This is a genomic window from Corynebacterium sp. MSK158 (assembly GCF_030229085.1).
Taxonomy (GTDB): Bacteria; Actinomycetota; Actinomycetes; order Mycobacteriales; family Mycobacteriaceae; genus Corynebacterium.
Genome location: NZ_JASPHJ010000003.1, coordinates 132,348 through 145,714, shown reverse-complemented (window position 1 = coordinate 145,714; position 13,367 = coordinate 132,348). Strand labels below are relative to the sequence as shown.

At 59.9% G+C, this 13,367-nt stretch carries 14 protein-coding genes; 9 read left to right on the top strand and 5 right to left on the bottom strand.

Annotated features, from left to right (window positions below; all coding sequences use genetic code 11):
* Positions 1-5: 5 nt before the first annotated feature.
* Complete coding sequence (locus QP915_RS03945) at positions 6-1,361, bottom strand: protein adenylyltransferase SelO (RefSeq protein WP_284768154.1); 1,356 nt, start codon at positions 1,359-1,361, stop codon at positions 6-8.
* Positions 1,362-2,183, bottom strand: a complete 822-nt coding sequence (locus tag QP915_RS03940; RefSeq protein ID WP_284768153.1) for a PhzF family phenazine biosynthesis protein — start codon at positions 2,181-2,183, stop codon at positions 1,362-1,364.
* 67 nt (positions 2,184-2,250) lie between these two features.
* Here QP915_RS03940 and QP915_RS03935 point away from each other — a divergent pair, with 67 nt between their 5' ends.
* The 5 genes from QP915_RS03935 to QP915_RS03915 all read left to right on the top strand — a co-directional run bounded on the left by QP915_RS03935 (position 2,251) and on the right by QP915_RS03915 (position 7,263).
* Positions 2,251-3,435: a sensor histidine kinase gene (locus QP915_RS03935; RefSeq protein ID WP_284768151.1), complete on the top strand. Its 1,185-nt coding sequence runs from the start codon at positions 2,251-2,253 to the stop codon at positions 3,433-3,435.
* Entirely contained in the window at positions 3,428-4,171 is a 744-nt protein-coding gene (locus QP915_RS03930) for a response regulator (RefSeq protein ID WP_284768149.1), read from the top strand. The genes QP915_RS03935 and QP915_RS03930 overlap by 8 nt, the downstream gene beginning before the upstream one ends.
* 66 nt (positions 4,172-4,237) lie before the next feature.
* Positions 4,238-5,137 carry an ABC transporter ATP-binding protein gene (locus QP915_RS03925; RefSeq protein WP_284768148.1) on the top strand — a complete coding sequence of 300 codons (900 nt, stop codon included), beginning with the start codon at positions 4,238-4,240 and terminating at the stop codon, positions 5,135-5,137.
* Between the two features lie 32 nt (positions 5,138-5,169).
* Positions 5,170-5,922: an ABC transporter permease gene (locus QP915_RS03920; RefSeq protein ID WP_284765853.1), complete on the top strand. Its 753-nt coding sequence runs from the start codon at positions 5,170-5,172 to the stop codon at positions 5,920-5,922.
* A gap of 27 nt (positions 5,923-5,949) precedes the next feature.
* Positions 5,950-7,263 (top strand): DUF4921 family protein, encoded by a 1,314-nt coding sequence (locus tag QP915_RS03915; protein WP_284768146.1) that lies wholly within the window; start codon positions 5,950-5,952, stop codon positions 7,261-7,263.
* A gap of 30 nt (positions 7,264-7,293) precedes the next feature.
* Here QP915_RS03915 and yaaA read toward each other — a convergent pair whose 3' ends face one another.
* Complete coding sequence (gene yaaA / locus QP915_RS03910; protein WP_284768145.1) at positions 7,294-8,016, bottom strand: peroxide stress protein YaaA; 723 nt, start codon at positions 8,014-8,016, stop codon at positions 7,294-7,296.
* A 31-nt stretch (positions 8,017-8,047) separates the two neighbouring features.
* Here yaaA and QP915_RS03905 point away from each other — a divergent pair, with 31 nt between their 5' ends.
* Both QP915_RS03905 and QP915_RS03900 read left to right on the top strand, forming a co-directional pair.
* The gene (locus QP915_RS03905) at positions 8,048-9,817 is read left to right on the top strand and encodes a proline--tRNA ligase (RefSeq protein WP_284768143.1); all 1,770 of its coding nucleotides are present in this window, start codon (positions 8,048-8,050) and stop codon (positions 9,815-9,817) included.
* Between the two features lie 39 nt (positions 9,818-9,856).
* The gene (locus QP915_RS03900) at positions 9,857-10,219 is read left to right on the top strand and encodes a DoxX family protein (protein ID WP_034668463.1); all 363 of its coding nucleotides are present in this window, start codon (positions 9,857-9,859) and stop codon (positions 10,217-10,219) included.
* A 120-nt stretch (positions 10,220-10,339) separates the two neighbouring features.
* On the opposite strand, the gene QP915_RS03895 is transcribed toward QP915_RS03900, so the two are convergent.
* Together QP915_RS03895 and QP915_RS03890 are read right to left on the bottom strand one after the other, a co-directional pair.
* Positions 10,340-10,669: a transglycosylase family protein gene (locus QP915_RS03895; protein WP_049377454.1), complete on the bottom strand. Its 330-nt coding sequence runs from the start codon at positions 10,667-10,669 to the stop codon at positions 10,340-10,342.
* Between the two features lie 169 nt (positions 10,670-10,838).
* A complete protein-coding gene (locus tag QP915_RS03890) occupies positions 10,839-11,690 on the bottom strand; it encodes a DUF4439 domain-containing protein (RefSeq protein ID WP_284768141.1) in 852 nt (283 codons plus the stop codon).
* 38 nt (positions 11,691-11,728) lie between these two features.
* On the opposite strand from QP915_RS03890, the gene rimP reads away from it, so the two are divergent.
* Both rimP and nusA read left to right on the top strand, forming a co-directional pair.
* Positions 11,729-12,268, top strand: a complete 540-nt coding sequence (rimP, locus tag QP915_RS03885; protein WP_005325182.1) for a ribosome maturation factor RimP — start codon at positions 11,729-11,731, stop codon at positions 12,266-12,268.
* Between the two features lie 23 nt (positions 12,269-12,291).
* Entirely contained in the window at positions 12,292-13,308 is a 1,017-nt protein-coding gene (gene nusA, locus QP915_RS03880; RefSeq protein ID WP_198491606.1) for a transcription termination factor NusA, read from the top strand.
* The last annotated feature ends 59 nt before the right edge of the window (positions 13,309-13,367 follow it).

The window sequence follows — 13,367 nt, the reverse complement described above, 5'->3', positions numbered from 1 at the left end:
CAGCCCTAGGTGCCGCAGTAGGTCAGGTAGCCCTCGAGACCATTAGGATCCGGCGATTCGAACGCTGGGTTGGGCTCCCACGGGTGGGTGACCGCGTGGAGGAGCGCCTGATACGGGCCCAACTCCCCGCGTTCGGCAGCATCCAGCGCGGATTCTACGGCGAGGTTGCGCGGGATCACCCTCGGCATGGCGTTATCGACGCGGGAAGGATCGGGCGAGGACGCAAGGTAGTCATCCAAGAAGTCTCCCTTGGCAAAGAGCTCGCGGGCGTGGGTGGGGTGGCCCGCGGCGGTGTCGGCAAGAGCGCGGTGAGCCAGCGTGATATCTGGGCCATTGAGCTGCATGGCAGCCGCATAAGAAGAAGCGACCTCTCGAGAGGTATCCAAAGCCTGTGCCAAATCTGCCCTGTGCTGGTGCTCAAAGCGGTCGCTAAAGCCGTTGATGGATTCTTGGGCAAAGTCCATGGCCTTATTCATGTCCATATCAAAAAGCGGCAGGAGGGATTCCGCCAAGCGGGCCAGGTTCCATCCCAGAATGGAGGGCTGATTGCCAAAGGCATAACGGCCCTGCCTATCGATGCTGGAAAAGACCGTTGATGGCGAATAGGCCTCCATAAAGGCACAGGGGCCATAGTCAATGGTCTCGCCAGAGATGGTGGTGTTATCCGTATTCATCACGCCGTGAATAAAGCCCAAGCGCATCCAGTGGGACACGGTGCGGATCTGCGCATCCATCACCTGGGTGAAAAACTCCTGGTAGTCCGCTCCAGGGTAGTGGCGCGCAATGGCATAGTCGGCCAACTGTCGGGTGTAATCCGTCTGCGCGGCAAGATGGAAAGTGCCGACGCGGATATGGCTGGCCGCTACGCGTACCACAATGCCGGCCGGTTGCACGTGCCCGCGCTGAATGGGCCGTCCGGTGGAAATAACCGCCAGCGCCCGGGTGGTGGGAACACCCAAGGCATGCATAGCCTCAGAGACTAGGTACTCGCGCAACATGGAAGACAGCGTTCCACGGCCATCGGACCCGAGGCGGGAAAAGGGAGTAAGCCCAGTTCCCTTGGCATGGAGATCCCACATCCGCCCGTCCTTTTCCACCTCGCCCAAGAGCATGGCCCTGCCGTCTCCCATTTGCGGGTTAAACGCACCAAATTGGAAGCCGGAATAGGCCATGGCGTGGCCGCCCGCGCGGCCGGTAAGGAAATCTATGCCCTCGGAGGAGCGCAGCCAGCTCGGGTCAAGGCCCAATTGCCTGGCCAGTTCCTCGTTGAGTATGACCATCTCTGGGTTCGGCTGCTCCTCGCCCTCGGTGGGGCGAACCAAGTGGGGAAGCTTCTGGGCAAAATCGTGGTGTAGCTGCACCTAAACCTCCAGTGTTCCGCGCACGCGAATCTGGGCGCGACCGCCCACCCAAATATCCGTGCCGTCATCGTTGATAAAAACTTCGCCTGCCCGGCCAATCTGGCTGCCTTGTGTTGCGGTATAGCGCGCCGGCACCAAGTTGCGCGAGCGCATAAACTGCGCGGCGCCGCCGTTGAAAGAACCGGTGACTGGGTCTTCGAATTGGGTGGTAAAGGCCCGCAGCTCATAGGCCGGCTCGCTCTCTGCGGCGTTGGGATTAAGACCCACAACGCCGACCTTGGGGCGCTCGGCCTGAGGCTTCACCGCGCGCACCGCCGCGGCATCGCGCAATTGAAGCAGGCGCCAGCCCGGGCCATTGTCCACCCAGCCATGGTCCACAATATCCGCGCTATCTAGCCCCAGCCCAGCGCAGGTCTCCTTCAGCTCCGCCGGGCTCAGCGGTTCTTCGCGGCGCAGCGGCGGGGTAGCAAAGGAAAAGACTTCGCCCTCTTGGCGGACGGTTACCAAGCCCACGCCGCATTCTTGGACGATGCGTCCCTCTTCCCGTGGCTGATTGCCTAGTGCCCGCCACGCGGCAGCGCTGCCCAAGGTGGGGTGGCCGGCAAAATTAAACTCTTCGTACGGGGTGAAAATGCGCACGCGGTAGTCCGCGCGGGCGTCGCTAGGCTCGAGCAAGAAGGTGGTTTCAGAAAAGTTGGTCCAGTTCGCGATCGCCTGCATCTGCTCGGTACTAAGGCCATCGGCGCCCGCAATCACCGCCAAGGCATTGCCGTTAAAGGCACCCGTGGCAAAAACATCAACCTCAAAGAACTCGTGGTGCATGCCCGCCAGTCTAGTCAGCCCCAGGGATGAGGACTATGGCCTAGAGCCTGCGCTAGCCTAGAAAGCCATGAAGAAGCTATGGCCCGATGCACTTCGCGCGTGGGTAGGCCCACCGTGGAGAATTATCATTCCGCTGTTTTTCTGGAGTTCTTCGGTGCCGGCGGCAGAAGGTGTTATTGATAGAACCTCGCTTTTCCAGGAGCTGGTTCTCGTAGTTTATGCAGTCGGTATTCCACTAGCACTCTGGCTACACCCCAAGCTCAGGGAATATGCCATCGGGTTCACTGCTATCACGCTAACGGTGTGCATCTTTACCCCGCTTGCTGCAATGGGCAACGCTCACTTTTTCCCTTTGGCTTACTGCGTATTTCTGATAGGCGCACATTCACCCAAACGACTACAGCGAATCTGGATAGGGTGGATTGCCTTAGGCTCCTTGGCGGCCACCGCAGCGGACCTATACGGCCGGAGGATCATCAGCGGCATCGATTTTGGCCTCGAAGACACCACTGTTGGCCCGCTTCCTGCCTTCGCCTCCGTCGTCATCATCGCGTGGCCCGTTATGGGCTTTTTCTTCTTGCTAGGCACCAATGACCGCAAAAAGCGCGAAGACCAGCAACTGCTGAAAGAGCGCGCGGAAATGGCCGGCGCGGTAGAGCGCAACCGCATTGCCCGCGAGATGCATGACATCGTGGCGCATAACTTGGCGGGCGTTATCGCTCTTGCTGACGGCGCCCGGTTCGCCGCTGCCAAAAATCCTGCAGCGGCCACAGAAGCCTTAGAAACCATCGCCTCTACCTCCCGCGATTCCCTCAAGCAGATGCGCGGATTGCTCTCTGTGCTGCGAGATGGCGATTCCCGCGCCGATACCAAGGCGCCTGGCGCGAGCGATATTGCCGGCCTTATTTCGGAAGCCCGCCGCAGCGGCTTCGATATCACCGTGCACGGGCTGGAGGACCTGCCGACCGAAAGCGACGAGCTCTATCAGTTCACCGTCTACCGCGTGGTGCAAGAAATTTTGACCAATATGCTCAAGCATTCCCGCGATAAAAGGGGAGTGCTGCGCTTTCGCTCTACTGGAAGCGGCCTAGTATTGAGCGCCGATAACCCGGCCGCACGCACGCCGGACAATCACGAGCCCGGTTACGGGCTCATCGGGATGAGCGAGCGCGTTAGGGCCTATGGCGGCAGCGTTGCTACCCGTACTGAGGATGGACACTTCTTGATTACCGTGGAGGTACCCAATGACTAACTCTGAGCAGCCAACAGCTGCGCCTGCTGGCCCCATCCGTATCGGCCTGGTTGATGACCAGCCCCTCGTGCGCGCTGGGTTCGCCATGCTCCTCGGTTCCCAAGAGGATTTGGACGTTGCCTGGCAGGCATCCGATGGCGATGAAGTCCTCGACCTCGCCCGCGCGCAGCCTGCCGATATTGTGCTCATGGATGTCCAGATGGCCCGCGTCAACGGCATCGCCGCCACCGAAAGGCTGCTGCCAGAGTTTCCGGAGACCCAGGTCATTATGCTTACCACCTTCGATGATCAGAACTTTGTCCATGGCGCGATTTCCGCCGGGGCTTCCGGATTCCTGCTCAAAGACGTCGAACCGGAGGAACTCCTCGCCGCCATTCGCACCGTACATTCCGGCGAGGCCGTCCTTTCACCGCGCATTACCGCACAGGTACTGCAGCAATTGCGCAGCGAGCAGTCCGCGTCACAGCCCGATTCACATGCCACCCCCGTTGCGGCAGCAGCTACCGCCCCTCCGGCTGAAGATCTCACGCCACGCGAGCTGGACGTCCTCAAGCTAATGGCACTGGGGTATTCGAATACCGAAATCGCGGAATGCGAGTTTGTCTCCATGGCCACGGTCAAGACCCACGTACGCCATATCTTGACGAAAACCGGCTCGCGCGACCGCGTGCATGCTGTGCTCTACGCCCTTACTCATGGCGTGGTCTCGGTGGAGGAGTTGCTGTCTCATCCCTAGGTATGACCTGCCAAATCACTCCCAAGGATGGTTACTTCGTGCCGGTCAGGCGGCACGATGGAAACCATGCTCAAAGTTTCACACCTTTCCAAGAATTTCCGTTCCTTTAAAGCAGTAGATGACCTCTCCTTTGAGGTTCCAGACGGTCAAGTCACCGGCTTCCTCGGACCGAATGGTTCTGGCAAATCCACCACCATGCGCATGTGCGTGGGGTTGGAGAATCCGACTTCCGGCACCGCGACTTTTGATGGCACGCCTTTCCGCGAACTATCCAATCCCGCTACCACGGTGGGCACCTTGCTGGATGCCAACTGGTTTCACCCGGGCCGCAGCGCCCGTGCTCACCTGGGCTACATGGCCGCGTTGCAGGGCGTGTCCATGAACCACGTGGATGACACCCTGGACCGCGTCGGCCTTACCCAGGTAGCCACTAAGCGCGTGGGCGGCTATTCGCTAGGCATGAAGCAGCGCCTGGGCCTTGCTTGTGCGCTCATCGGCGAGCCGAAGCACTTGCTTCTCGACGAACCCGTCAACGGCCTCGACCCCGAAGGCGTGCACTGGATGCGTGCCCGTATCCGTGAATTCGCTGAGGCCGGTTGCTCCGTGCTGGTTTCCTCCCACTTACTTTCGGAAATGCAGCTCACCGCCGACCGCCTCGTAGTCATCGGCAAAGGCAAGCTGCTGGGCGAGGGCACCGTGGAAGAGTTCGTCAACGGCACGGGAGGCGCAAGCCTCGAAGTCATCGTTGACCAGCCCGATGAACTCCTGCGCCTATTGCACGGCACCGATGCGGAAACCTCCTTTGACGGTGAAGTCCTGCGCGTGCGCGGCCTCGAAGGCTCCGACATCGGCCGCATCTGCCTGGATAACCGCATTCTTATCTCCAGCTTGGAACGCAAACAGCCCTCTCTGGAAGAAGCCTACCTCGGCGCGACCGCCGACCACGTGGCCTACCGCTCCGCCTAAACGCACAACCCAACCTTTAAGGACAGATTTCTATGAATACTGTGGTTTCAGAATCCCGCAAACTCTTTTCCCTGCGCTCTACCTGGGTCTACCTCGCCATCGTGGCACTCGGCATGGCCGCCGGCGGCGTGCTTACGGCCTGGGGCTATGACTTCAACGGCACCGCGGACGGCAAGTTTCAATCCAGTGATGTCTTATCAGCTAGTGAACTCGCCATGGTGGTGATGATCTTTGCATCCGCGATGATGGTCGGAGGTGACCTGGGAAAGGGAACCGTTGCATGGTCTTATCTTTCCTCCAATCGCCGCGTTGGCATAGTGCTTAGCCAATTCGTTGTCATCTTGGTATCACTCTTGCTTGCGGCCACGCTGGGCATGGCTGTGGGAACCTTGCTGATTGCAGCATTCGGCGGCGATATCAACTTCGCGAGCTTTTATCAGTGGCCGGACTGCAACCGAGTAGTGTTTGCTTACCTGGAATGGGCCGGCTTTAGCCTGCTGGCTATGGGGTTGGCTTACCTCTTGCGTAGCGGCACATTTGCCGCGATGATCCTAGTGGTGGAATTCTTTGTCCTTGAAACTGCGCTTATGGCATTTGACGCCTCGTGGGCAGAAACGTTGTTGAGCTGCCTGCCCTTCGTCAATATGCAGACCTTGGTCGTGGGTAGCGATTCAGGTCCCTTGGATCATTCCCGCGCTGTGTCTGCTTTGATTCTGGGCGTAACGCTGGCAGTCTGCGTCGGCGGCGCGTGCGTAGTATCCCGCCGCCGGTCTGTCGCCAAATAGCGCCCAGAACTAGCTACGCTGGTGGGCATGAGTGATGCACTTTTTGCCCGCATAGAACCCATCCAGACCATGCGGGATGGCACGGTCAAGCAGGTCAACCCGTTCTCCGGGACCGAGGTGTGGACCGTGCCGGGCCGCGGCAACCGCCCCCTGTCCACACCGGTGGCTAACCCGCAGCCTCTGCATGAAGAAGACTTCACCCACCGCTGCGCCTTTTGCTCAGGGCGCATGACTGATACCCCGCCGGAAAAGGCCCGCATCCTGCCATCCGGCGGGATTGTGCGTGGATTGCCTTTGAGCGAATACGGCCACACCGTTCCGGCCTTTCGCCGCATTCCCAATCTGTTTGAAATCGTCTCCTATGACTACTGGCACGCCAACTACGGCTTCGACATGGATGCTGAGACCCGCCAACGCATGGACAACTACCTTGCCGATCCTGCCGGCCGGGAACATGTGCTCAAGATCGTGCGCACGAAGCGCAAGGCAGCGCACCTGCCCGAGGCAAGCGAAGAGGAACTTATAGAACAGGCGACGGGCTTTTTCGCAGGTGGCCACGACGTCATCGTGGCCGGACGCCATTTTGAGCGTGGTGCGCAGGATGATTCACAGCTAGTGTCCTCTGGCACCCTCAGCGCTGAAGAGCACCTGCTCTTTATGCAGCTGACTATCGATGCCATGCGGGACCTCTACGAGCGCAACCGCTACGCCCCCTATGTGGTGGCCTTCCAAAACTGGCTGCAGCCAGCCGGCGCCTCCTTTGAGCACTTGCACAAGCAACTTGTTGCCATTGATGACCGCGGCATGGCCTCCCACCGGGAGGTACAGATGCTGCGCAGCAATATGAACATGTACAACGAGTGGGCGGTGGACTATGCCGCTAGCCGCAACCTCATCGTTGCGGAAAATGACCATGCCGTTCTCTTCGCCGGCTTTGGGCACCGCTATCCCACCTTGGAGGTCTATTCCAAGTCCGCGACTTGTGAGCCGTGGTGGCAGTCAGAAGAGGAAATACGCGCCATGAGCGACCTTGTTCACGCCGCCCACGCCGCAGTGGGCCGCGAGGTTCCCTGCAATGAGGAATGGCACCACAAGCCTGCCGATGTCGACGTCGCTCAGCCATGGCGCATTCTCATCAAGCTGCGCATTTCTACCCTTGCCGGATTCGAAGGCGGCACCAAGATTTACCTCAACACCATCTCGCCCTGGGGCCTGCGCGATAGGGTAGTAAGCCAGCTTTATCCCCTGCGCGAGTCCGGGCATGTTGCCCGCTCGATCCGCGTGGCTACCGAATGTTCGGTACAGCGCAATAGCCTGCTGTATAACCCACAGCTGCGCTAGCCAAGCTGTGCTGAATAGTTTGCGGCGGGCTTAGCGCTTGACGACGAGCGTAAGCTCACTCGACCCCGGCCCCGGCTCCTCAACGGTCATACCCGCGGCGCGCACGATGGCGGCAACGTCGGCGGCGCTATAGGCGTCAGCAGGCGAGAGCGCTAACTCGCGGGCTAATAGGCCCTTGTAGTGCTTATTGAAGTGGCTGACCACCTTGCGCGATCCATCGTCCTGCACGCTTTCCACCCGTACCGTTACCGCATCCTTTACGCGGCCGAGCTGCTGGTAAGTGCCCGAGCGCAGATCGACAATTAGCTCATCTACCTCCTCGAGCGCCTGCGTAATCTGCTTGCCCCAGCGCGACTTCATGGTCCGTTCACCCAGCTTCGTGCCACCCGAGAGCCGGTAATGCGGAATGGGGTCGCTGGCGCGGAGGACGCCAAAGAGGGCGTCGCCAATAGCAAGCCGATCCCACGTGGGCAGGGAAGGGGCATCCAAGGCATCAAAAAGCACGCCGGTATAACGCAACACCGCCGGCATGGTGGGGGTGGTAAAAAGCCCCTGATTGGATTCGGCCTCACCACGCAGCTTTTCCGAAAGCTTGAGTACCTCCATGGCCTCGTCTACCGGAAGAGACTGCAGCTCAGCGGCAATTTCTTGCCGGGTGGCATGCAATTGCGGGAAGGACAGCTGGCTGAAGTCAAGGGGCTGTCCCGTACCGCCGTGAGCCTTAGTTTCTGAAGGAGGGAGGATAATGAGCATATATACAGGGTAGCGGGGTATATTTTTGTGCATGATTACCCGCCTTTCTGAACTATTTCTCCGAACCCTTCGTGAGGACCCCGCCGATGCCGAGGTCCCTAGCCACAAGCTGCTCGTACGCGCCGGCTATGTACGCCGCGTCGCGCCGGGCGTATATACCTGGCTGCCGTTGGGTCTGCGCACCCTGCGCAAGATTGAAGATGTAGTCCGTCAGGAAATGGACGCCATCGGCGGCCAGGAGATGCTCTTTCCTGCTTTGCTGCCGCGCGAGCCTTATGAAAAGACCAACCGCTGGGTTGAATACGGCGATAACCTCTTCCGCCTCAAGGACCGCAAGAACGCAGATATGCTGCTTGGTCCTACCCACGAGGAAATGTTTGCCAGCGCGGTCAAGGATATGTACTCCTCCTATAAGGATTTCCCGGTCACGCTGTATCAGATTCAGACCAAGTACCGCGATGAGGAGCGCCCCCGCGCTGGTGTGCTGCGTGGCCGCGAATTCACGATGAAGGATTCCTACTCCTTCGACATGACCGATGAGGGCTTGGACGAGTCCTACGGCCGCCACCGCAAGGCGTATCAAAATATCTTCAACCGCCTAGAGATCGATTACGCCATCTGTAAGGCCACCTCTGGTGCCATGGGCGGCTCCGCCTCCGAGGAGTTCCTCGCCGTCTCTGAGGTGGGCGAGGATACCTTCGTGCGCTCCACCAAGGGCGACTACGCTGCCAATGTCGAGGCCGTGGTGACCCCAGCACCGGCGGAGAAGGATATTGAGGGCCAGCCAGAGGCACAGGAGTATGACACCCCGGGAGCAGAGACCATTGAGAAGCTGGTCGAGTGGGCCCAGGGCGCCGGTATTACCGTCGATGGCCGCGAGGTTACCGCGGCAGACACGCTCAAGTGCATGATGGTCAAGCTCTTCCACCCGGCCGCTGAGAGCGAAGAGCGCGAGTCCGAGTTGGCGGCGGTTCTCATCCCTGGCGACCGCGAGCTGGATGAGAAGCGCCTTGAGGCCGCACTCGAGCCGGTGGAGTTTGAGTTGGCCGGGGACAAGGACTTTGCAGACAATGACTTCCTAGTCAAGGGCTATGTGGGCCCGCGTGCATTGAACGCCAATGGCATCAAGGTCCTGGCCGATCCGCGCGTGGTCAAGGGTACGGCATGGATTACCGGCGCCGATGCGAGCGAGCGCCACGTGGTGGGCTGCGTGGCCGGCCGCGATTTCACCGTGGATGAGTTCATTGAGGCCGCAGAGGTTAAAGAAGGCGACCTGGCTCCTGATAACCAGGGCACCTTGACCTTGGAGCGCGGCATTGAGCTCGGCCATATCTTCCAGCTGGGCCGCAAATACACCGAGGCCTTTGACGTGCAAATCTTGGATGAGAACGGCAAGCGTGCCGTTCCTACCATGGGATCCTATGGCATTGGCATTACCCGCATGCTGGCTGTTCTGGCCGAGCAGCGCCACGATGACAAGGGCCTAAACTGGCCAGTAGCTGTTGCGCCGTACCAGGTACACGTAGCCGTGGCCAATAAGGACGCCGCCGCCATGGAGGCCGGCGACAAGCTGGTAGAGGAGCTATCTGCCAAGGGGCTTGAGGTGCTCTTCGATGACCGCCCAAAGGTCTCCCCAGGTGTGAAGTTCAAGGATGCAGAGCTCCTGGGCATGCCCTTCGTGGCCATCTTGGGCCGTGCCTTCAAGGAAGGCAAGATTGAGCTGCGCATCCGCGGTGGTGAGACCCTCGAGGTTCCAGCCGAGGACATCGTGGACAAGATCCTCGAGCTCGTGCGTGGCTAAATAAGACTCAACTCTGCGCGGCGGGGTACCGTGGAAGGCATGAACTTTCAAAAGAATGGGCTTTCCACGGTGCTTTCAGCAATGGGCGTACTGCACTTTGTGAAGCCGAAGACTTTCGAATCCATTGTCCCGCCGCAACTGCCAGGCCCTGCCCGGTTCTATAACTTTGCTTCGGGCCTGTGGGAGATTGCCACCGGTGCTTTGCTTCGCCGCCGCGCCACCCGCGGCTTCGGCGGTGCTTCCGCACTCGCGCTCTTTGCTGCGGTGTGGCCGGCCAATATGTACCACGCCTGGATTGAACGCAAGGCAGGGTGGCCAAAGAAGCTCTACCACATCATCCGCCAGCCGCTGCAGGTGCTGTTGATGATGTATGCCTGGAATATCGCCAAGCATGAGGCCTAAAGCCGCCTTGGTTGCATGCTAGCCAGCTAGGTCAAGCACAAAACCGGCCTCCTCCCTTACTCCGCGGGGTTTCGCGGGATGGGGAGGAGGCCGGTTTCGTGTTAAATGCCGAGGCTAAAACTAGCCAGCGACGGGGCCGCCGCAGTTGGGCCAGGCGCCAGCACCCTGGGTGGCTAGGACGCTTTCGGCCACGGCAATCTGCTGCTCGCGGGTTGCCTGGTCAGCGGTCGGGGCGTACTGGGTGCCGCCATTGGCAGCCCAGGTCTGCGGGTTGAACTGCAGGCCACCCTGGTAACCGTTTCCGGTATTGATGTGCCAATCACCGCCGGACTCGCAGGCGGCTACCTGATCCCAGGCGCTAGCCGGCGCGGCGGTAGCGGCAGGCGCGGCCAAGCCAGCAAGGCCGAGAGCTGCGGCGGATACGGTCAACATGGTCTTCTTAGAACGCATTGAGAGGAAACTCCTTCTCTTTGTGTCTGTTTAGCTTGCGGAATCTCCTGCAAGCTCATGGTGACCCAACCTACGCACGCTTGCGGAGTGAAAGCAATGCATTATGCCGTAAAGGTCGCTGCAATTTCGCTGACTGGTGTTCAGGGGATTTACAGGCGGTCAGCCTGTCTTATCGCATTCCGTGGGACTCCGCCGCGATGCCAATGAGCCAAGTAACCCATTCCTGATCCGGGGATTCTTCTTGCGCTGCACTCGTAGCGGCAGCGGACCACTTGCGGCCGTCGTGTGCGGCAAGGCCATCGATAAAGGCCAGGGCGGAAGCAGAATCGTGGGGCAGTTCTTGCTCTCCGGAGGTATAAGCCGGCTCCGGCTGCGGAGTGTTGCCGTAGCGGGCAAGTGCGCCCTGGAGGGCGTCGATGCGGCGATGATGAACAGCGAGGCGATGATCCACCTTGTCCTCGTGCTCGGGGCCAACGTAGGCGCGGGCGAAATCTAGACCGTATACCTGCTCATACTCCCAGCTCAGGAGATCGGCAGCGCTTTTTTGCTCCGGTTGGGAAAGCTCGGGGATATCGGGGGCATCGCCAGGCAGCCAGGCATTGAGCGCGATGGCCTGCTCGGTAACTAGGGTGCGCGATTCAACGGTGACCTCATCGGCGGCCTCGGTGGTAGCGGAGGCGGCATTTTCCATAATTTCGCCAGAGTCTGCGGCGTGATTGGCCTCGGTAGGGCGCTCTACCTCGCAGGAGCGTGGGGGATTGCCGGCATCATCCGTGCCGCATAGCCGCGTAATTTCGGCATACAGGGCATCTGCCTGGGAGCTGCGCAGCCCTGCGGCATGGTCATCGACGCCGCTGAGGGACAAGGCGTCGGTGGCGGCGGCGTCGGCAAGCGCCAGCAGCCTGCTTTCTGGCCGCGGGCCAAAATAGTCGACGACGGAATCAACCGCTTGGCACCCAGCCAAGGCGGGCAGGGTGGCGGTTGTGGCTACGAGGGTTAAAGCTATACGTCGGCGGTTCACGCAAAAGACTGTACCCCGTAGCACGTAGGCTAGTGCACATGGCTTTCCCAGATGCACAACAATTGACCGATCTCCTGCAACCCAAATTGGCTGAGCGGGGATTGGACGTAGAAGACATTAAAACCACCAAGGCGGGAAAGAAATCCCAGGTCATTATCCGTATTGATGGTGATAAGCGCCCTAGCTCCGATGTGTTGGAGGAAGTTTCCAACGAGATTTCTGCCTTCTTTGATGACAAGGAAGCGCAAGGAGAGCTGAACTTCGGCGCCGGCTATACCTTGGAGGTCTCCACCCCCGGCGTGGACTTGCCGCTCACCGCCCCGCGCCACTGGCGCCGCAATCGGGGGCGCAAGGTCTCCTTTGACCTTGGCGATGGCAAGACTCAATCGGCGCGCATTGGCGCGCTTAACGACGCCGCCGATGCCGTAATCCTCATCACGGCAAGCAAAAAGGACGTGCAGGCGCGCGCCGAACGATTGGAAAACATTGCCCGGGCAGTGGTAGAAATTGAGTTTGCACAGCCGTCCGAACAGGAGCTAGAGGCAGTGCGAAAGACGTTTGAAGAAGCCGAGAACTAACCGGCAACCGAGAGGAATGACAAGTGAATATTGATCTACAGGCACTTCGTACCATCGAATCCGAGCGCAATGTCCCCGTAAAGGACTTGCTGGAAGCGATTGCGGGTGCCTTGTTGTATTCCTACCTGGATTACCGCGAGTCCAATGCTGGCGGCAAGGTAGAAGGCGCCAAGTCCCGCGTCGATATCGACGCCACCACCGGTGCGGTCAGCGTCATTGTCTCGGAGCGCGACCCAGAAACTGGGGAAGTAACCACCGAATATGATGACACCCCGGAAAACTTTGGACGTGTGGGCGCGCAGGCCGTGCGCGAGGCCATCCTGCGCAAGTTGCGCGAGGCCGAGGCAGAGCGCACCTACGATTCCTACTCGGAGCTTACCGGCCGCGTTGTCAGCGGCATCGTTCAGCGCGATGCGCGCGCTAATGCCCGCGGAATCGTCGTGGTCCAGCTGGGCTCTGAGCTGGAGTCCCAAGACGGCATCTTGCTGCCGGCCGAGCAGATTCCGGGAGAAAAGCTCGAGCACGGTGACCGCATCAAGGCCTATGTCGTAGGCGTTAACCGCAATGGCGCCCAAGTACAGATCAATCTCTCCCGCACCCACCCCGAGCTGGTGCGTGGCCTTTTCGAGCTCGAAGTTCCAGAGGTTGCCGATGGCACCGTGGAAATGATTGCCATCGCCCGCGAGGCGGGACACCGCTCCAAGGTGGCCGTTGTGGGCCATGCCAAGGGCCTGAACGCAAAGGGAGCCTGCATCGGCCCGCGCGGTCAGCGCGTCAATAACATCATGCGCCAGCTCGGTGGTGAAAAGATTGACATCATCGACTTCAGCGAGGATCCCACGGTCTACGTAGGCAATGCACTGGCCCCCTCGAAGGTGGTCAAGGTCACCGTGGTAGACAACGAGGCGCAAATCGCGCGCGTGGTGGTGCCGGATTACCAGCTGTCCCTGGCTATTGGTAAAGAGGGGCAGAATGCCCGTCTAGCTGCCCGTTTGACCGGCTGGAAGATTGATATTCACTCGGACGCTGACGCTAATTAAGGATCTGCGCTTTTGTAGCGTAGGCTAGTAAACGGCCCAGTTGCAGATTGGGGGCATAT